The sequence below is a fragment of the Pseudobdellovibrionaceae bacterium genome, from assembly GCA_023898385.1.
GTDB lineage: Bacteria > Bdellovibrionota > Bdellovibrionia > Bdellovibrionales > UBA1609.
The window spans coordinates 3,261,824-3,283,277 of sequence record CP060220.1 but is presented as its reverse complement, the minus strand read 5'-3'; the positions used below and the strand labels follow the sequence as shown (position 1 = coordinate 3,283,277).

Sequence of the window (21,454 nt, the reverse complement as noted above, 5' to 3'; positions counted from 1 at the left end):
CTCTTAAAGCTGCACTGGCTCACCTACGCCATGTGCAATTGCTACTGGTGATCTTCTTCGTACCCTTCGTACCGGTCATCATTTGACTCGTCGACTTCTTGGCTATTGACTACAGGCAGGCTGCCCTCTCGAATTTCATCGTGCTTGATAAGGCCTCCGAGGCGACCGGCATTGAGTAACCCGACTATCGCGATGATTGAAGCCAATACCACGACTTTGTCTAAGATACTTGAAGCCGGGCGACGTCCCATCAAAAAAGTCACCATAGCCAGTACTCCTAAAATCACTGACAGGACCATAGCCACTTCACCGGCTTCTTCGTGGGCCTCTAAAAGTGACTCTGAATAGCCAGACATTTTCTCAACTATTTCTTCAGCTCCTTCGCCCGAAAAGTAGGTGGGTACCGCCATAAATGAAACGATGGCCAGCACAATCAGTGCAAACGAACGAAGCGGCGGGTCTTTGCGGTAGATGGCAAAGACAAAGAACAGCGTGGCAGTTGCAATTGTGAATAGTGGAAAATGATTAATGAATAGATGAAAGTGAACGGGTGTCATGCGGCCCTCCAAATTTATTTGACTATACAAATTAAGAAGGCCGATGTCACGACTTTTTATCTATTAAGGCATGATCTCTTCATCAGTGAAGTAAAGATTTCTCGGGTCTGTTTCCCGGCTATCAATTTCTTTTAAAACTAGGATCAGCTTTGAGAACGACATGAGGCACTGGCTTTGTTCGGCAAATAGCGCCTCTGCCGTGGCCACGGTTCCGCCATAGACTTTCTTAAGCGCTTTAAAACTCTGGTCTTCTTCTCCTGCCAACCACAGTAGCAAAAACTCAAAGACCTCTGCCGTACCAACAACGGCGCCACCCAATGCGCCACGACCAACACCAGCGGCCGTTTCCAGGCTCAAAAAAGACTCCGCATCAAACACTTCATACTCTGAGCTTGTGATACTCGCGATCCCCTCAGAGATGACCCCAAACACAGGCATGGATTCGCTGACAAAAGTGGCACCCACAACGGCCGTGCTGGCTGTACATGTGGCTGAGATCTTTGCCGACTGGTAGGTCAAATCAAAAAAGTATAGGTTTCGTATTGAACGTCCTTTGATTTCTTCCCGATAATTTTCAAGCTTTTCTTGCCATGACATTTCGCCTGCATGCGCAGCACCGATTAAACTAAAAAACGCCAAGCCCATGGCCATTGCACGTAACTTCATATTCCCTCCCCAAGAAACTATATGTTCGATAAGTGAGACTACGCCGGAAACGACCAAGAGCAATCTCGGAATGGCTATTTGAAATATGTCTAAACGCGACACTGCGTCAATGAATGTAAAAAGATCTTAATTACAGATCAAAGGCCCTCTTGAATTTTTTGATACAGGAGCCCTATATCGATGGGTTTCGTGAGGTAATCGTCAAACCCCGCAGCCAAGGCCTTGTCTCGCTCGTCCTTCATGGCATGAGCGGTGATGGCAAACACTTTGCCCATGTAGCTATTTTTCCGCAAGCGCCGAATGGTTTCATAACCGTCGAGAACTGGCATTTGCAAATCCATCAAAACCAAATCATAGCTGTTGGCTTCAAGCTCTTCTAGAGCCACTTGCCCATTTTGAGCTATGACCACCCTACCGCCTCGTTTTTTTAACAACAGACTAATCAAAAGTTGATTGTCGTCGTTGTCTTCTACTACCAATACAGAGATTCCATCCAAAAAGTGATTGAGTTCATCATCGGCGGGAGACAATGGTTGGCCTAGGTTCACAACGCCAGCCACGCCAGCCTTTGCATCGGACTGGTCGAACTTAGCCGGCAGCTGAAGGCTAAACACCGACCCGCTATCAGGCGTGGAGCGTTTTAAAACTACATCACCCCCTAATGCTCTTGCAAGTCGGCGCGACAATGGTAATCCAAGCCCGGTTCCTGGAATCTTTCTAACAGCGGACATCTCTCCACGGGCAAAGGGTTCAAATATGGATTCAAATCTTTCAGCCCCAATTCCCACCCCTGTGTCTTCGATGACAATACAAGTGACCCCTTTTTGTTGATCACCCCATACATCTACTCGTATTTTGCCCTTGTCGCTGTATTTAATGGCGTTATCCAACAAGTTACCAAAGATTTGACGAACCCGAACCGGATCTGAATACAATGCGGGTGGTGCGGATTGATGAAACTCGCAAGACATCTCAAGGCCCTTGCTTGAGGCCTTTTTGTAGTAAACATCAAGTACTTCTTCTAGAGTGCGCCGAAAGGGAAAATCCACTTTGCTAAGCGCCATTTGACCGGATTCCACTTTGGCCAAATCAAGAATATCGTCAATGATTCTCAATAAGACCTCACCATTTCGATACACGGCCTCGCCAAACTCAACCCTTTCGCGCTCAGTTATTTTGGAATCCACTAGCAAATGAGCAAACCCCAAAATGGCATTTAGCGGCGTTCTAATTTCGTGACTCATACTCGCCAGAAACAATGACTTGGCTTCATTGGCATTTTCTAATGCCGCCGTTCTCTCTCTTACCCGCTCTTCAAGCCGAGCTTGTTGCTCAAGTAATGTATTCTCTGAGGCCAATAGCCTCATGCAGTTGTCGTACAGAAATTCGTCTCTTGATTTTAGCAGCGTTAATGCTTCTCTGGGATGAGTCACCAAATAAAGATAGTGCTTTGCCTTAGGCCAAAATGAATGGGGATTATCTAGTTTAACTGTAAAAGTGGCTTGGTGCGGATGGATCTCTTTATTCACTTCAGCCGGCGGCAACGAAAATACTTTGGGAAAATAAACTAAAATTTCGCCTATGATCTCAAATAGCCGCGGCAACCCTCGATAAGTGGGATCAATGGTCATCCCCACTTCAAGTTCTCCAGAAGCCAAATCTTTATAATAGGTGTTCATTATTCGAAAATACTGAGGCCCGCCCCATCTCACCACAACTGCGTAGATGCGCCTTGGATCAATCCCCATTGTCATGATGGGCCTAAAATACTGAAACCACTCAAAACCTTTTGTAAAAGACAGTTTGGCAAACTTGGTGGGCCAGTTCGGATCATCAAGATGCAAATCCATATTTTCTACAAAAGCACAAAAGTAATTCCAGCCCACCCGGGTTGATGAGACCATCAACGTGTGCCGATCATGCGCTTCTGATTCGAACATTTTGGCGTTGGTCTTTTCAATGACTAAGTCTGTTTGACGTCTTTCACTGTCCAAAAATTGAATAAGGCTTTTGGTGACTACACCAGAAACTTCGTTCACGCAGCTCCTCGACCATTAATTATTTTTTGCATAATTTTAAGGGCCGTATCGAGTTTTTGAAAAAAAGATTTTTGGTGAGGTAGGTAATAAAAATTTGGATGCTGACTCCATACGCCATGTAATTTTCGATCCAGTTCTTGGGCTTCGGCAATGTCTTCTGTACGCACAGGATTCCCTCCTTCAATGTCCAACCCACCCACTGCAGCACTTTCGAAGAAAATCACAGATGAATATCTATTGAGCTCTTGAGTGACCGTCGTGCCTACCGATGTGAAAAAATCGCCATCGATCTGAGGCCAGTAAACACTGCTATCTACGGTTCCTCGGTCGCACAATAGAATGCGATCAGAATAAAGCCAAGAATAAACATCCTCTAAATTTCTTTGAACGTGAAAAATGGCCCGTTGGGCGGCCCGCTTGGCATGGGGCTCGTGGCTGCGTGGGAATCCGCCACGAAAAAGCATGGTCGCAGCCTCTGGCACAATGACGATTTCATCACCAATTTCGCGGCGTAATAGGTCTGCCGCTGTGGTTTTTCCACCGCCAGGGCCGCCTGTGAGCACTATTCGACAGGAATGATTTGTGGGTTGATAGCCGCTTGTCATCAATGGCCTTTCTTTAAGAAAACTAAACAAAAAATTATTACAAAAATATCTGCTTTATTTTTGCTGAGAACAGGTCCCTAGGTCAACTCAGCGAACGCCACTCGCGCCGCACCCAGCACACCTGCTTCTTCTTGAAACCTTGATATTTTAAGCTGCGGCATCAAGTCAACGTCCTCTCGCCGACGGGCCAGCTGCTGCTGAAGGTGCCCTTTCGCCTGGTCCAAGTAGAGGGGTACTGCCCGCGAAAATCCTCCAGCCAATACGATGATCTCTGGACCATATAACACACAATAATTGGCCATGGCCGCGGCCATCTGCTGGGCGTATTCTGAAAATGCGGCCAGTGCGTGGGCGTCACCGGCTTGGGCTCTTTCTGCTATGTAGTTTGCCGAAAGAGGTGATGAGCCCCACCTCGATGAAGCGCGTCTGGCGAAATGAGGCCCCGACAAATAGGCCTCTGCACATCCGAAGCGACCACAGTTGCAAAGGGCTGTGGTATCGTCGAATTTTAGTGTCACATGTCCGGCTTCTGGATGCAGCCCACGACCACTTCGCACAAGTGCGCCATTGGCAATGGCCGCCACACCAAGGCCTGTACCAAGAGTCATCACCACTAGATTTTCCACGCCCTGACCTTGCCCGAGCCAATTCTCTGCCAGTGCTGCCGCTGCAGCATCATTTTCAAGCACCACTGGCATTGATAACGCCCGAGTGAGAAGCTCGACGAGCGGAACAACACCCCAACCCTGGCCTTCTGTGAGAAAGTTTGTGGGGTTCAACAACAATCCCTGCTTTGGATCAAGAGGTCCCGCTGATGCCACACCGGCCACTCTTATTGAATATTGCTTGAGCGGAAGACTTTGGCTCAAGTGCATCATTTGCTCAACTAGACCTTTGGGCCCTTGGTCTAACTTGACCGGTTCTTTCAACTCTTGAACGATCGTGCCGTCGCGAGCCACTATGGCTGCGGCCACCTTGGTGCCGCCCAGATCAAAGGCCAATACGTGGGATTCTGATTGAGAGTGTGAGGTGGACATAAGTCTAGACATACCACCATGGTAGTCAGGAACAACTAGATTTCAACATTGCCTTGCGTAAGAAGAAAAAGAATCGATAGACTCAAGATCGAGACAGACCGCTCGATTTAGCTATGGAGTGTATTTTATGATTTTTTATATTCGCACTTTTTTACTGATCGTATTTGCCACTATGGGCTTTGATGCCCTCGCACTGTTGCCGCCACCAGGCTTGGCGCCCGAGCACAGAGACCTAGTTGGTCACTGGGAATTTACAGGCGGATTTTGCGACAGCTGGACCGTGGAGCAAATTGAAGAGCAGCAAAAGTTTTGGCAAGAGCAATCCTACTACGAACAACTTTCGGTGGATCTTTGGTTTGCGAAGGCTCAACAACTGACTGTGGATAATCCCCTCGCGCGCCCTGTGGAGTCTTGTTATCGTTCGGTGTTATACCGCGCCCAAAGTCAGGGCAGTTATGTCGTTTTTCAGCAAGATGAAGTGCTGGAAGATCCAAATTGTCCCGTAAAAAATAATCTGACGCTGACCCAACAGTTGATGGCCCTATTTGAAGTGTATAAGTCTGGCGGTGCCCGACACCTTAACCTTTTTTTGTACGGAATCCCCGAGTGTGGAGGGGGCGTATTTGTGGGTAAATACCGAAGCAAATAAAATAAGTTTATAATTGACCTAAAATTGTCTCAAATTGAGAAACCCATTTGTTTCAATCATAGAATGTTGCCATAATGTGACGGGCGAGGCGCTCGCTACGCATCCCCCTGTGAAAAATCAGAAAAATCTCTCTTATTTCTTTTATTTGCTAAAGAAATTCCCGACCTAAGCCGAATAAAATTAAGAAGTTGGAAGGACGTTTTGCGAAAGGTCGCATTTTAGTGCCATCGACAATACAAGTATTTAAACATCAAGTGTACGCAAGTATCAGCTTAGTCAAAGCTGCGATGTTGAGCTTTATTTTGTTGTTGGGAGTCGGGTGTACGAATGTGACTCCCGAGTTTGGTTTTTTCACCGGCAGCCTAGTGACCCCTCCGAAATCTGATAAATTCAATAGCACCTACTACATTTACAGCCTTGGCAATAATCTCGCTGTGTCTGGCGAGTGCGATAAAAGCACCATAGAAATCAAAATCGAAGCCACTGCCGGGCAAACTATTTCTGCGCTGGAACACTCATTTATTTCGCCCTCTTCCGATGTGGATTGCAGCGATGGTGGTTTTAACATTGTCATCGAAGATCTCACTGGTTTTCTTGGATTTGTGAACGGTGAAGACGCAACAAAGGCTTTTAATATTTACGGCGTCAGTCGAATAGGGTTTTTAAGTACGGCGAACCAAATTACCGTGATCTACAATCAGTTTGCTGGCCCAGTGATCACCAGCCACTCCGACCTCGATGATGTGCAAGAGGTTTTTACCCTAGAGGGCACATGTTCTCCTGGTGTAGATATTAACGTGGACTTGAGTAATGTAAATTCGCCTAGCGTGATTGCATGTGAGCCAGACGGCACCTTTTCGGCCAGCATAGATCTTGATACCACAGGTGGTCTCGTTCAGTCTCGAATGGTAAGAATCACCCAGCAGACAACGGGCACTCCGGAGCTGGATGATGTGGTGAACTTGGATATGGATGCCGAGGCGCCGACGGTAGCGTTTGGCAGCATCGCGCCCTCGTCGGGAAATGCACTGACCACCTACAATTTCGATGTCAACTACTCAGGCGCCACAGGCGTATCTCTATCAAACAGCGATATTAGTTTTCATGGATCCGGCGTAACGTGCGGTACCGTTAATGTGACAAATGGATTGACTTCTTCGCCGACGGTATCGCTTTCTAACTGTACGGGTGATGGTGCCATTGGGATAATTGTAAACGCAAATACTGGATTGGATTTAGTTGGAAATGGCAACCTGGTTAGCGGGCATAGTGCGACGGTGTCGGTTGATAACTCTGCCCCCACCGTGGTCGTTAGTTCGCCAACGCCAAGTTCTGGTAATAGCGCTACTAACTTCGACTTTAATATCACATACACCGACGCCTCTAGCATCAATTTAACTCCGAGCGGAGTCACTATTAACCCCTCTGGAGTGACCTGCAATACGCCTGTTGTTAACAACGGTACGACAAGCACTCCAACTGTGACTCTATCTAACTGTACAGGGGATGGCACGGTGGGCATTACCATTAATGCCGGCACAGCTGATGATGGCACTAACCCTAACACAGTAAGCGCGGCCAGTGCTACGGCCACCGTTGATAACTCTGTGCCCACAGTTGTTGTGAGTGCGCCATCGCCAAGCTCTGGTAATAGCTCTGACAACTTTGTATTTAACGTCACCTATACTGGTGCTACTAACTTTAACCTTCTCCCTGCCGGGGTCACCGTCAACCCTTCTGGAGTGACCTGTGATACTCCTGTCGTTAACAGTGGCACGACAAGCACTCCCACGGTGACTCTATCTAACTGTACAGGGGATGGCACGGTGGGCATTACCATTAATGCTGGCACGGCTGATGATGGCACTAACCCTAACACAGCAAGCGCGGCCAGTGCTACGGCCACCGTTGATAACTCTGTCCCCACAGTTGTTGTGGGTGCGCCATCGCCAAGTTCTGGTAATAGCTCTGACAACTTTGTATTTAACGTCACCTATACTGGTGCTACTAACTTTAACCTTCTCCCTGCCGGGGTCACCGTCAACCCTTCTGGAGTGACCTGTGATACTCCTGTCGTTAACAGTGGCACGACAAGCACTCCCACTGTGACTCTATCTAACTGTACAGGGGATGGCACGGTGGGCATTACCATTAATGCTGGCACGGCTGATGATGGCACTAACCCTAACACAGCAAGCGCGGCCAGTGCTACGGCCACCGTTGATAACTCTGTGCCCACAGTTGTTGTGAGTGCGCCATCGCCAAGCTCTGGTAATAGCTCTGACAACTTTGTATTTAACGTCACCTATACCGGTGCTACTAATTTTAATCTTCTCCCTGCCGGGGTCTCTATCAATGCTGCCGGAGTGACCTGTGATACTCCTGTTGTTAACAGTGGCACGACAAGCACTCCCACTGTGACTCTATCTAACTGTACAGGGGATGGCACGGTAGGCATTACCATTAATGCCGGCACGGCTGATGATGGCATTAACCCTAACACGGCAAGCGCGGCCAGTGCTACGGCCACCGTTGATAACTCTGTGCCCACAGTGGTCGTTGGTGCGCCATCGCCAAGTTCTGGTAATAGCTCTGACAACTTTGTATTTAACGTCACCTATACCGGTGCTACTAATTTTAATCTTCTCCCTGCCGGGGTCTCTATCAATGCTGCCGGAGTGACCTGTGATACTCCTGTTGTTAACAGTGGCACGACAAGCACTCCCACTGTGACTCTATCTAACTGTACAGGGGATGGCACGGTGGGCATTACCATTAATGCCGCTTTGACTGATGATGGCATTAACCCTAACACAGCAAGCGCAGCCAGTGCTACGGCCACCGTTGATAACTCTGTGCCCACAGTGGTCGTTGGTGCGCCATCGCCAAGTTCTGGTAATAGCTCTGACAACTTTGTATTTAACGTCACCTATACCGGTGCTACTAATTTTAATCTTCTCCCTGCCGGGGTCTCTATCAATGCTGCCGGAGTGACCTGTGATACTCCTGTTGTTAACAACGGTACGACAAGCACTCCCACTGTGACTCTATCTAACTGTACAGGGGATGGCACGGTGGGTATTACCATTAATGCCGGCACGGCTGATGATGGCACTAACCCTAACACGGCAAGCGCGGCCAGTGCTACAGCCACCGTTGATAACTCTGTGCCCACAGTTGTTGTGGGTGCGCCATCGCCAAGTTCTGGTAATAGCTCTGACAACTTTGTATTTAACGTCACCTATACCGGTGCTACTAATTTTAATCTTCTCCCTGCCGGGGTCTCTATCAATGCTGCCGGAGTGACCTGTGATACTCCTGTTGTTAACAGTGGCACGACAAGCACTCCCACTGTGACTCTATCTAACTGTACAGGGGATGGCACGGTAGGCATTACCATTAATGCCGGCACGGCTGATGATGGCATTAACCCTAACACAGCAAGCGCAGCCAGTGCTACGGCCACCGTTGATAACTCTGTGCCCACAGTGGTCGTTGGTGCGCCATCGCCAAGTTCTGGTAATAGCTCTGACAGCTTTAGCAATGCTATACCGGTGCTACTAATTTTAATCTTCTCCCTGCCGGGGTCTCTATCAATGCTGCCGGAGTGACCTGTGATACTCCTGTTGTTAACAGTGGCACGACAAGCACTCCCACTGTGACTCTATCTAACTGTACAGGGGATGGCACGGTAGGCATTACCATTAATGCCGGCACGGCTGATGATGGCATTAACCCTAACACAGCAAGCGCAGCCAGTGCTACGGCCACCGTTGATAACTCTGTGCCCACAGTGGTCGTTGGTGCGCCATCGCCAAGTTCTGGTAATAGCTCTGACAACTTTGTATTTAACGTCACCTATACCGGTGCTACTAATTTTAATCTTCTCCCTGCCGGGGTCTCTATCAATGCTGCCGGAGTGACCTGTGATACTCCTGTTGTTAACAGTGGCACGACAAGCACTCCCACTGTGACTCTATCTAACTGTACAGGGGATGGCACGGTGGGCATTACCATTAATGCCGGCACGGCTGATGATGGCATTAACCCTAACACAGCAAGCGCAGCCAGTGCTACGGCCACCGTTGATAACTCTGTGCCCACAGTGGTCGTTGGTGCGCCATCATGAAGTTCTGTGTAAGCTCACGAGCAACTTTGTATTTAACGTCACCTATACCGGTGCTACTAATTTTAATCTTCTCCCTGCCGGGGTCTCTATCAATGCTGCCGGAGTGACCTGTGATACTCCTGTTGTTAACAACGGTACGACAAGCACTCCCACTGTGACTCTATCTAACTGTACAGGGGATGGCACGGTGGGTATTACCATTAATGCCGGCACGGCTGATGATGGCACTAACCCTAACACGGCAAGCGCGGCCAGTGCTACAGCCACCGTTGATAACTCTGTGCCCACAGTGGTCGTTGGTGCACCAACTCCAAGCTCTGGTAATAGCTCTGACAACTTTGTATTTAACGTCACCTATTCTGGTGCTACTAACTTTAACCTTCTTCCTGCCGGGGTCACAGTTAATCCCTCTGGAGTGTCTTGTGATACTCCCTCTGTTACCAATGGCAACACCGCCAATCCCGCTGTGACTCTATCTAACTGCACAGGTGATGGGACGGTGGGCATTACTATTAATGCAGGCACAGCTGATGATGGCACTAACCTTAACACAGCAAGCTCGGCCAGCGCTACAGCCACTGTTGATAACTCAGTCCCCACAGTGGTCGTTGGTGCACCAACACCAAGCATTGGCAATAGCTCGTCGAACTTCGTTTTTACCGTCACCTACACTGGCGCCACTAACATTAACCTTTTGCCGGCCGGAGTCACTGTTAACCCTTCGGGAGTGTCTTGTGATACTCCCTCTGTTACCAATGGCAACACCGCCAATCCCGCTGTGACTCTATCTAACTGCACAGGTGATGGGACGGTGGGCATTACTATTAATGCCGGTACGGCTGATGATGGCATTAACCCTAGCACGGCAAGCGCGGCCAGTGCTACTGCCACCGTTGATAACTCTGTGCCCACAGTGGTCGTTGGTGCACCAACACCAAGCATTGGCAATAGCTCGTCGAACTTCGTTTTTAACGTCACCTACACTGGCGCCACTAACATTAACCTTTTGCCGGCCGGAGTCACTGTTAACCCTTCGGGGGTGTCTTGTGATACTCCCGCTGTTAGCAATGGCACAACAAGCAACCCCACTGTAACTCTCTCTAACTGTACAGGTGATGGGACGGTGGGCATTACCATTAATGCCGGTACGGCTGATGATGGCATTAACCCTAGCACGGCAAGCGCGGCCAGTGCTACTGCCACCGTTGATAACTCTGTGCCCACAGTGGTCGTTGGTGCACCAACTCCAAGCTCTGGTAATAGCTCTGACAACTTTGTATTTAACGTCACCTATTCTGGTGCTACTAACTTCAACCTTCTTCCTGCCGGGGTCACAGTTAATCCCTCCGGAGTAACCTGCAATACGCCTGTTGTTAACAACGGTACGACAAGCACTCCAACTGTGACTCTATCTAACTGTACAGGGGATGGCACGGTGGGCATTACCATTAATGCCGGCACGGCTGATGATGGCACTAACCCTAACACAGCAAGCGCGGCCAGTGCTACGGCCACCGTTGATAACTCTGTGCCCACAGTTGTTGTGGGTGCGCCATCGCCAAGTTCTGGTAATAGCTCTGACAACTTTGTATTTAACGTCACCTATTCTGGTGCTACCAACTTCAACCTTCTTCCTGCCGGGGTCACAGTTAATCCCTCTGGAGTGTCTTGTGATACTCCCTCTGTTACCAATGGCAACACCGCCAATCCCGCTGTGACTCTATCTAACTGTACAGGGGATGGCACGGTGGGCATTACCATTAATGCCGGCACGGCTGATGATGGCACTAACCCTAACACAGCAAGCGCGGCCAGTGCTACGGCCACCGTTGATAACTCTGTGCCCACAGTTGTTGTGGGTGCGCCATCGCCAAGTTCTGGTAATAGCTCTGACAACTTTGTATTTAACGTCACCTATTCTGGTGCTACCAACTTCAACCTTCTTCCTGCCGGGGTCACAGTTAATCCCTCCGGAGTAACCTGCAATACGCCTGTTGTTAACAACGGTACGACAAGCACTCCAACTGTGACTCTATCTAACTGTACAGGGGATGGCACGGTGGGTATTACCATTAATGCCGGCACGGCTGATGATGGCACTAACCTTAACACAGTAAGCGCGGCCAGTGCTACGGCCACTGTCTTGAATCTTGCGGCATACACCTGGACCGGCACAGCTGGTGACAACAACTGGAACACCGCTGGCAACTGGTCTACGGCAGCTGTACCAGGGCCTGGCGATACAGCAATATTTAATTCGAACTGCACCAGCTGCAATTTCACATTGAACAGTGCTGTAACAGTGGGCGGTATCGACATTCAGAGCACCTATGCAGGATTTTTTACCCATAATTCTGGAACTTTGACCGTCCAAAGCAATGGTTTTTCTATTGATGGCGGAAATTTCAATTCAAACGGCGGCACCATATTTGTTCAAGGTGATATGACTATCTCCGGAGGGAACTTTACAAAATCATCTGGCAACCTTGACCTGTCAGGCAACGTGGCATTCACCAGTGGCACCATCAATCTTAATGGTTCCGAGATGCATATTACTGGTGCTACTGGCACTTCCATTGAAAGCCACGTACAAATCCCACACCTCTTTCTTGAATCCACTGTTGCAGCTGGCGTCACTGTGAGTGGTGGTGTTGATCTACTTGTTCAGAACCTTACTCTTAACGGAGGTGCAGCTGCACAGCTACAATCAACAAGTGCGGAGAAGATCCGTGTGTCTGGCAATCTCACCGCGACCAATTGGGGCGGTGGCGATACGACGATCATGTTGAATGGAGCTGGATCACAAACAGTAACTGGCAATGCTGGCGCAAGACTGCCGAGCCTTCAAATCAGCTCTTCTTCTGGGTCTGTAACCTTTTCGGGCAACATTGAAATTGCCCGGAATTTTACATACTCATTGGGCACTGTGAACACTTCGAGTGCCACATTCAAATTTGTGGGCCCTGATCCGGCGATCATCGACACCAGTCCGTCTATGGATTTTTATGATTTAAACCTCAACAAATCAGGTGACATTACCATTTCCGGCACCGCCTTTGCGTCAAGCCATTTGCTCGTAGATATGTTCAGCAGTGCCACCATCAACACGGGCTTTGTAGAAGTCGACGGCGGCATTGACATTCAAAATGCGTCGCCCGGGTCGGCAACCCTGTCGATTGTTGGGTTGAGCTCGCAGTCAATTAATTACACAGCCACTAACTATCCGTTTGCCAATACTATAGTAAATAAATCTACGGGCGACCTAAATCTCATATCTGACCTTCCTATAAGTGATGTGGGCCAAGATCTCACTATTCAAAATGGTACGGTTCAGATGGCGGGTAAAAATCTGGATGTCGCTGACATTCTCGACTTAGGGGCCAGTGCTACTATGATCAAAGACTGCGGCGCACTCACCTGGGGCACAAAAACAGGTAGCGGCACCATAAAACCATTTCAAGACACTACGATTAACATTAACGATGTCGTCGTTGACGAAAACCAAACCGCTACATTGTCTGTGACTCTATCGGCGGGCGTATGCGCCCCTGTAGCTTTCAAGTGGTCTACAGCAGACGGTACAGCGACCATTGCAGATAATGATTTCACTTCATACTCAAATATCGTCGAATTATTCGCGCCATCGAGCACGGGCCCCATTTCAATTATTGTACCCATCAATGATGACAGCAATGCTGAACCTGCTGAATATTTCAATGTCAACTTGTCGGACGTCACAACGGGAGTCACCCTAGGCGACCTTAGTGGTCGGGTTGATGTTAATGAGAGCGATCAACCCACCAATGACCTTGTGATTTCGAACCTACTAGTAACCGGTGCAAGTCCTACCGGCTTTACCGTTCGGGTGGACTACACCAATGATGCAGATAATGATGGCAGCGCTACCTTGTGGTATTGTAACAATACCGACTCACCTGGGTGCAACCCCGAGTCAGGGTCATCGCCGCCTATACTTGATTATACCACCTATTTTGAAGCCACGGTCAGTGGCCTAAGCGATCCAGATAACCCGGGAGATACATTCAATGTCCGAGTGGTAGCAAATGACCCCGATGGTTTCAATGGCCCACTAGATTCAACGGCCACCCTGCAGCTACCGCCACCAGGGACATTTAAGACTCTCGGTGTCACCTATGGCCTCGATACTACGCCTGACGGTCTATTAACAGATGGGATTGGCCAAGCCACCGTCAAAATCCATTGGGAACCGTCGAGCGGCGCCAATGACTATGATGTTGCTGTTAAGAATAGCTCTTTTGGTGTGATCTGTAGTGGTAACTTTGCAGCCCCTGCTTTAAATGGCATGGTGTCTGGCTGTTCAAACTTTACCGATGCTACAGATTATTATGTAGAAGTGACGGCCAATAACGGCGGCGGCGCCACCACGGCCCAGATAGGTGATTTTCCGTTCCGAACTGTGCTTGCTTCAACGGGGGGTTTTCATATTTTAGGCGTTACAAGTGAAGGCACTGACAAATCGCCTGATTCCTTTATGGAGGATGGTTCAAACTTAACTCTACACTGGGAGCCTGCTGTTGGCGCCACCGCATATGATATTCAAATTAAAGAAAATAACGCCCCCATTTGCGGGACATCAACACCTATAAATGTAGGTAGCAACATCACCAAACACACGATCGCCAGCTGCCCGGGAGCAGCAGGTGGAGTGCTCACCATGCATGTATCTGCTATCAGCGGCGGATCTTACCCCGCGGCAAACGACGGGATGGAATTTTTTGTCGCCACAAATGCCGGTATGAATAATTTCAACATCCTGGGCGTACGCGACGGATCCACCGACACTAGAGACGACAATTGGTTTAATGGAGCAGATCACGCGACTGAACTGATGGTGAACTGGCAGCATTCAACTGGGTATGATCATTATGAGCTCTCTATTCGCGATGCTGCTAACCTCGTGGACATCTGTGGCCCCATTGATACTGGCGCCAACAACAATGCCAACCTGCCAATGGAGGGTTGCAATCTCAATTTGGATACCAGCTACACACTTCGACTATATGCTATTAATGCCGCCGGTGAAGCAAAGGCCCCCATGAACAATGGATTTCGATTCAGAATCGGCCCCATGCAGTGCCCCGCTGGATATGTGCGGGTGCCATACAATGACGACTATGCCTTTCACGAGGACTTCTGTGTGATGAAATGGGAAGCGAAATTATTGTACGACTCTGATGCGGATGGCGACTTTTCAGAGGAAGTCGTAGTCGCGGATGGTAACGCTAGCAATATAGGAATGTACGACTACTTCGTCCAAGTAAGTAATCGTCACCGATTTAAACCTGTAAGCAGACCTGAAGGTCGGCCATGGGTATATATCAGGCGCGGAGGCACGACCAATGAGGGTGCTATCGAGGCCTGTAGCGCTTTGGGAGAAACTCACTTCAGTTTGATATCTAACAACCAATGGCAGGTGGCCGCTAGAAACATCGAACAGGTTGCTAGTAACTGGAGCGGTTTAAGTTACGGTGTCGGCTTCTTAAATGTGGGCAATATAACGAATACTCCAAATCAATCATGTGATGGACTCACTTCAAATGTGTTTGGCGGGAGCTGTTCTACTAGCGGCGGCTCGCATGAAACCTTTCGAGTTCACACACTGACAAACAGTGAAGATATTTGGGATTTGGGCGGCAATGTTAAAGAGTGGGTCTCTACAAACAATACTGTAGCAACTTATACTGCGTCAGCTACAAATACCGTAGCGTTAACGAGCATGAAAAAGCTGTGGTTCGGTCCGCTGTATTCACCGACCTATTCTTCACCCTCCGATCCCGGCGCCATTGGGAATTTAGGCAGGACAGGCCAGCACTATACCTTCATTTCGGGCATAGACTACATTCAACGAGGAAGCAAGTTTGACAGCGGGAATGCGAGCGGTATCTTTTCGTCATATGTTCAGAATCTGAATGCTAGTGTGACCACCGGATTCAGATGCTCGTGGCGGCCATAGCACAGCAAACGATAGCCTAGCCAACTCTATGTGGCATTTTACAATATACGCCTGCAACCAATGTGGTTCAGATCATCGTTGACGTGTCAAAATGGGATATCAAATTACTTTTATTTATCGATATGAACCCTTCCAAAAGTTCAGTGAACAATGACTTTGCGCGCGAAAAATTACTGTTCACAATGATTTAATTTTAAGAGGCATAAGTTCTCATAATATCTAGACTTTGGTGTGGCATAAACATTGCTAGGTAATGTAAGTAACGGGGGATGACTTCGATTACATCGAATGAATCCAATAACAACATATAAATAAAACCAACAGAGGCCCAATTGTGCCTTCTGCTCGTCATATGTATCGCTCTTGGCTGAATCCTGCTTGGTTAACTCAGTATTACGGAGGCAAAAATGTATACCAAGTTTTATGCAATTGTAGCCAGTATAGCAATTGGGCTCGTGCAGCTCAATGCCAATGCACAAGTTGTCAACAACCTTCCCATTGCCAATGCGGGCAGCGACCAAGCGGTAAGTGAAAACGATACAGTTCACCTTGATGGAACCCTTAGCTTGGATCCTGATGGCGATTCACTAACTTATTCCTGGCAGGCAATTGCCGGATCCGCTGTCTCGCTCAACAACGCAGACACAGCAACACCCAATTTTGTTGCCCCAAACGTACCGACTGGGGGCGTGACGATTACCCTTGAACTGACAGTATCCGACGGTGAATTCTCGGCCTCTGATACGGTGGATATCAATGTAAAGAACGTAAACAGTGCCCCTGTGGCCGATGCAGGCCTTGACCAGACAGTCGCACCAAACGCGATTGTCACTCTAGATGCTTCTGCCAGCTTTGATGCGGATGGCGACATGCTTTTTTTCTTTTGGCAACAATTAAGTGGCCCGACGGTATTGTTATCAGACGACTTCGCTATAAATCCTACTTTTGCTGCACCAGCGACCGCTGCGACAATTGAGTTTCAACTATTCGTGTTAGATGGTGCTACCGATAGTTCAGACTCCGTCACAATCACAGTCGCCAACCTAAACCAACTCCCCATAGCCAATGCTGGTGATGATATCACTGCCACTGAAGGTGATGTTGTGACTTTAAATGGTTCAGCTAGCTCTGATCCGGACGGCGACGCTTTAACCTATACTTGGTCTCAGGTTTCTGGTCCTGATGTGACGCTTGATTTGACTAACCCTGCGCAGCCTACATTTACCGCTCCTAGCGTTGGTGTGGCAGAGCTTGTGTTTGAGCTATCTGTTTACGATGGTCAAGACGACAGCGACCTTGTGGACTCTGTGACCGTCATGGTGTTCCCTGCAGCCACAATTCCTGATTGTGACCTTGCCAAGTCTAAAGATAAGCTTTGGCCACCTAACCACAAGATGTCTTCTGTGAAGATTCGTGGTCTTCGTACCAACCACCTTGGCCACTTGTTTGATCACATCCGTAACCGTCGCGGTGAAGATGTTGGGTATAACAACCTTTATGTAACTTCTATTACTCAAGATGAACCTACTACTGGTACTGGCCGCGGTGATACTGGCCCAGATGCCGTTGTAAAAGTTCATGAGCGCACTCGTGATGATGGTACATTGATTCACAACGAGCACATCTTGCTTCGAAAAGAAAGCACTAAAGGTGACAATGGCCGGGTTTATGAAATCAACTTCCGCATCGAAAACACCCTTTCAGGCGCTAGCTGTGAAGGCTCTGTGCAGGTCTGCGTACCTAGCAAAAAGCACAAGGACGACTGTATCGATGACGGTCAAAGCTACGACTCTTTTCAATAGTTAAGAGTCCACATTAAGGATTTAAAAGCGGAGCCCTTGGCTCCGCTTTTTTTTGGCCATCAAGTGCCAGCGCTGATCTCAGCTCCTCCGTGGTCCACCACTTGATCGGGATGCCCATTTTCAAGTTTGAACTCTTAAGCCCTACAGAGATTTCAGATTAAAGTCTAAAAAGCACAACTAACACTACCGCAATTCTCAAGACCAACAGCGTGATCCAAAGAATCTCCTTAAGTAGCGCTAGCCGATGCCGATAAGAAAAACAACTCTGGTTTTTCATATCGCCCCCCTTTCGTAAGAGTTTACTGAAAGTGGGGGTTCTTTCTTGAACCCTTTGCTTACTCGAATCAGCGCTGGCAAGGGCCTTTGCTGCAATCTGTGCCATTGACGGGAACACTCATTTTTTTGACTTAAGCGTCCGAGAGGGCCGAATGCCGCCTGCCTCGCCGGACAGTCGCATTATCGCGCGTGCTTACGACTATCAAAGTGCCAGCGCTGATCTCAGCTCCTCCGTGGTCCACCACTTGATCGGGATGCCCATTTTCAAGTTTGAACTCTTAAGCCCTACAGAGATTTCAGATTAAAGTCTAAAAAGCACAACTAACACTACCGCAATTCTCAAGACCAACAGCGTGATCCAAAGAATCTCCTTAAGTAGCGCTAGCCGCTGCCGATAAGAAAAACAGCTGTTGTTTTTCATATCGCCCCCCTTTCGTAAGAGTTTACTGAAAGTGGGGGTTCTTTCTTGAACCCTTTGCCTTTTCAAATCAGCGCTGGCAAGGGCATAGCTTTGCAAGGAGCTTTGCAAGGAGCTGTGCCAGGAACCCCTCCAATGAGTTGTGTTTTAAGGTCCGAGCCGGTCGTATATTGAACGGTGTCCGGTTTTGATCTTTACCTTCCTTTGTAGGGTGCTACCGATGGCCTTTGTGTGGCCCGCGAGCGCCTCACTGGGCCTGTTTTGTTGGACCTCTGTAAAATAGCCTTAATATATTTATTTTATTGAGTTTTAATCATAAGCGCCTTATGATTAACTATGGACGGAAAAACCCGAAAATACCTCTCTCAGATGGGCCGAAAAGGTGGTCTTAAGTCTCGACGAAAACTCACCCCTGATCAGGCTCGAAAAATGGTTCTTGTTCGCGATGCCCGCCGCGCTTATCGGAAGTATCATAGTCAATGCTTTTGGTCTTATGATCCTGAGCTAAAAATTGGCTTAAACGATGTGAAATGGGTGGGTGAACAACTTATGAAGCATGGTGGCCGAGACACGTGGCTAATTGGAGCTAAATTATGCCGTTAACAGAGTTTCAAAAGAATCTTGCACAAACATTGTCGATCAATCGCTCTGAAGACAGTCACTTGGCTGGTGGAGCCGCCATTAATTTTTCACCGAATTCAATTCGGTACAGTAACGACCTAGATTATTTTCATGACTCTGAAGAGCGAGTCGCTTCAGCTTTTTCCGCAGACCAAAATTTGTTGAAAAAAAACGGATACAAGGTAAGTGTAGAAATGCACCAACCTGGCTACATTCGCGCGATTGTACAAAAGGATACCCAATCAACAAAAGTGGAATGGTCACACGACAGTGCCTGGCGTTTTATGCCCACCGTCTTTGAAGAGGACATTGGATACACTCTGCACCCCATTGATCTCGCCATCAACAAAGTGCTTGCCCTGGCCGGCAGAGATGAACCCAGAGACTATATAGACATCCACCAAATTTTTGATAACACCCTTCCGCTTGGGCCCCTGGTATGGGCTGCTGTTGGCAAGGATCCCGGGTTCACGCCCCATTCATTACTTGAACTATTGAAACGGCGTGGGAAATACAGGCCTGATGAATTCTCAAGATTGAACCTTCGCGTACCAGTTGACGTGGTGTCACTCAAAGAGAAGTGGCTTTCACAACTCAATGATGCAGAAGAGTTTTTCTTGTCTCGTCAACCTGAAGACCTTGGCGCCCTCTACTATTCAAAAAACAAAAAATCATTTGTAGATCCACGAACTGAACGGCACGAGAACGATGTGGTACTTCATTACGGAAGGCTAGGTGGTGTTCTTCCAGTGGTTGTTAATATCTAGTGCCAGCGCTGATTTTAGCTCCTCCGTGGTCAGCCACTTGATCGGGATGCCCATTTTCAAGTTTGAACTCTTAAGCCCTACAGAGATTTCAGATTAAAGTCTAAAAAGCACTACTAACACTACCGCAATTCTCAAGACCAACAACGTGATCCAAAGAATTTCCTTAAGTAGCGCTAGTCGCTGCCGATAAGAAAAACAACTTCGGTTTTTCATATCGCCCCCCTTTCGTAAGAGTTTACTGAAAGTGGGGGTTCTTTCTTGAACCCTTTGCTTATTCGAATCAGCGCTGGCAAGGGCATAGCTTTGCAAAGAGCTGTGCCAGTGAATGCTCACACACCTCGAGGGGATGGCGTCCGCACAGGTCGTACCTCGAACCGCCACCGGCCATTATTTACCTTGGCCCGCTTTTGATGCGATGTTAGTAACTACGCCATAATGTCCAGCCGATTGTTTAACCCCCATTTAGTGCCCAAACCCCCGCGTGATGACTCTCCTCTCATGCGGAGGCTTTTTGAATCGGGTCGCACTGTGGATATTGAAGTTGGCTGCGGCGTCGGCTATCACCCGATTCAATACGCTCTATCCCATCCGGAGCGGTATCTCGTGGCCATTGAGCGTACGTCTGAAAAATTCTCTAAATTTGCTCGTCGCCTTGAGGCCCATCCCGCAATCAATAATATTTTGCCTGTGCATGCAGATGCCGTAAATTGGGTGAGCCACCACGTGCTTGAAGCCAGCGTATCGCGGTACTTTATTCTCTACCCAAACCCCTACCCAAAAGCGAAACACAGCAATCTTCGCTTTGGCAGAATGCTATTTATGGCCCATGTATTTGACTCTCTTGTGCCTGGCGGTACGCTGACTCTGGCCACCAACGAGAGGCATTACTTCGACGAAGCCAAAAAACATCTGGTGCAAGACTTTGGCTTTGCAGTCGTTCAGTCTGGCGCCATCGATCCAAAGGATTTTGTGCCACGGTCTCATTTTGAGAAAAAGTACCTGAAATCCGGCCAGACCTGCTTTAATTTGGTGCTGAAAAAGCCTTAATTGGAGCTGAAGTCGAGACCATTTTTTGAAAAAAAACAGGCCCTTTGGCCTCAACTTTTTTTTTATTTTGACGATATATCACATATGCAAGTTGTAAAACACAAATTACTGATTTGTTCACATAACGAAGGCTTTCTAAGGTCTTTTCTTCCGCACCTAGAAAACGATTATGAAGTGCAGATGGCTACCACGGAAGCTATGGTTCACTTTTTGGTCAAAGAGTGGGAACCCAGTCTTTGCATCGTTGATGGCAACTCTCCTTTATTTCAGATGACAAAACCTCTTCGTGAAAAAAACCCTCCGCAAAAATTGGGTCTTATTATTTTAACGAAAGAATCTGACCTCAACAAAGAAGAGCTCGCGTTTAGGTATGGGGCTGATCACTATCTGGCTGAACCACAACAATATCCTCGCTTGAGATGGCGTATTGTGAATGTTCTTAACCGTATTGCAGGTGGAGGCCAAAAAATCCACCAGCGCATGTCTTTGGGCGCTTTTAACTCAGATAAACAAGAACTGGTGTTTTTGGACATTCGGCTTTTTCCCAATGATTTTTTGGCAAAAAGAGGTGATGAGGTGATTAGCCTTTCACCGATTCAATTTCGCTTGCTCTATGCTTTTTTTAGCCACATCGATGCATTATTGTCGCGCGAATGGCTGCAAAGTGTGGTGTGGGGAAACACAAAAATATCTCCCCGTTCTATTGATGCGCAAGTTTCTAAGCTAAAAAAAGTGATTCCTGAAATTGATGCCTCATTGATGAACATTTACGGCAAGGGATACATCTTAACTCAAGCCCAGAAGTTAAAAGAAGAAAGTGCCGCTTAGATACTGGCATGAACCCTT

General features: G+C 48.1%; 14 protein-coding genes. 9 read left to right on the top strand and 5 right to left on the bottom strand.

Annotated elements, in window-relative coordinates; all coding sequences use genetic code 11:
- Nucleotides 1-41 precede the first annotated feature (41 nt).
- The 5 genes from H6626_15110 to H6626_15090 form a co-directional block, all read right to left on the bottom strand.
- The gene (locus H6626_15110) at nucleotides 42-557 is read right to left on the bottom strand and encodes a hypothetical protein (GenBank protein ID USN47482.1); all 516 of its coding nucleotides are present in this window, start codon (nucleotides 555-557) and stop codon (nucleotides 42-44) included.
- Nucleotides 558-620: 63 nt separating this feature from the next.
- Complete coding sequence (locus H6626_15105) at nucleotides 621-1,223, bottom strand: hypothetical protein (protein ID USN47481.1); 603 nt, start codon at nucleotides 1,221-1,223, stop codon at nucleotides 621-623.
- A 137-nt stretch (nucleotides 1,224-1,360) separates the two neighbouring features.
- Nucleotides 1,361-3,262: a response regulator gene (locus H6626_15100; protein ID USN47480.1), complete on the bottom strand. Its 1,902-nt coding sequence runs from the start codon at nucleotides 3,260-3,262 to the stop codon at nucleotides 1,361-1,363.
- Entirely contained in the window at nucleotides 3,259-3,867 is a 609-nt protein-coding gene (locus tag H6626_15095; GenBank protein ID USN47479.1) for an AAA family ATPase, read from the bottom strand. Before H6626_15095 ends, H6626_15100 begins: the two co-directional genes overlap by 4 nt.
- A 77-nt stretch (nucleotides 3,868-3,944) precedes the next feature.
- Nucleotides 3,945-4,904, bottom strand: a complete 960-nt coding sequence (locus H6626_15090) for an ROK family protein (protein ID USN47478.1) — start codon at nucleotides 4,902-4,904, stop codon at nucleotides 3,945-3,947.
- 127 nt (nucleotides 4,905-5,031) lie between these two features.
- On the opposite strand from H6626_15090, the gene H6626_15085 reads away from it, so the two are divergent.
- The 9 genes from H6626_15085 to H6626_15045 all read left to right on the top strand — a co-directional run bounded on the left by H6626_15085 (nucleotide 5,032) and on the right by H6626_15045 (nucleotide 21,436).
- Complete coding sequence (locus H6626_15085; protein ID USN47477.1) at nucleotides 5,032-5,553, top strand: hypothetical protein; 522 nt, start codon at nucleotides 5,032-5,034, stop codon at nucleotides 5,551-5,553.
- A 221-nt stretch (nucleotides 5,554-5,774) separates the two neighbouring features.
- Nucleotides 5,775-9,164: a hypothetical protein gene (locus tag H6626_15080; protein ID USN47476.1), complete on the top strand. Its 3,390-nt coding sequence runs from the start codon at nucleotides 5,775-5,777 to the stop codon at nucleotides 9,162-9,164.
- A complete protein-coding gene (locus H6626_15075) occupies nucleotides 9,161-9,682 on the top strand; it encodes a hypothetical protein (protein ID USN47475.1) in 522 nt (173 codons plus the stop codon). Before H6626_15080 ends, H6626_15075 begins: the two co-directional genes overlap by 4 nt.
- Entirely contained in the window at nucleotides 9,669-15,677 is a 6,009-nt protein-coding gene (locus H6626_15070) for a hypothetical protein (protein USN47474.1), read from the top strand. The genes H6626_15075 and H6626_15070 overlap by 14 nt, the downstream gene beginning before the upstream one ends.
- A gap of 407 nt (nucleotides 15,678-16,084) precedes the next feature.
- Nucleotides 16,085-17,479, top strand: a complete 1,395-nt coding sequence (locus H6626_15065; protein USN47473.1) for a hypothetical protein — start codon at nucleotides 16,085-16,087, stop codon at nucleotides 17,477-17,479.
- A 1,030-nt stretch (nucleotides 17,480-18,509) separates the two neighbouring features.
- A complete protein-coding gene (locus tag H6626_15060; GenBank protein ID USN47472.1) occupies nucleotides 18,510-18,776 on the top strand; it encodes a hypothetical protein in 267 nt (88 codons plus the stop codon).
- Entirely contained in the window at nucleotides 18,767-19,561 is a 795-nt protein-coding gene (locus tag H6626_15055) for a nucleotidyl transferase AbiEii/AbiGii toxin family protein (protein ID USN47471.1), read from the top strand. The genes H6626_15060 and H6626_15055 overlap by 10 nt, the downstream gene beginning before the upstream one ends.
- Before the next feature lie 498 nt (nucleotides 19,562-20,059).
- Nucleotides 20,060-20,608: an SAM-dependent methyltransferase gene (locus H6626_15050; GenBank protein ID USN47470.1), complete on the top strand. Its 549-nt coding sequence runs from the start codon at nucleotides 20,060-20,062 to the stop codon at nucleotides 20,606-20,608.
- A gap of 180 nt (nucleotides 20,609-20,788) precedes the next feature.
- Nucleotides 20,789-21,436 (top strand): response regulator transcription factor, encoded by a 648-nt coding sequence (locus H6626_15045; protein ID USN47469.1) that lies wholly within the window; start codon nucleotides 20,789-20,791, stop codon nucleotides 21,434-21,436.
- The last annotated feature ends 18 nt before the right edge of the window (nucleotides 21,437-21,454 follow it).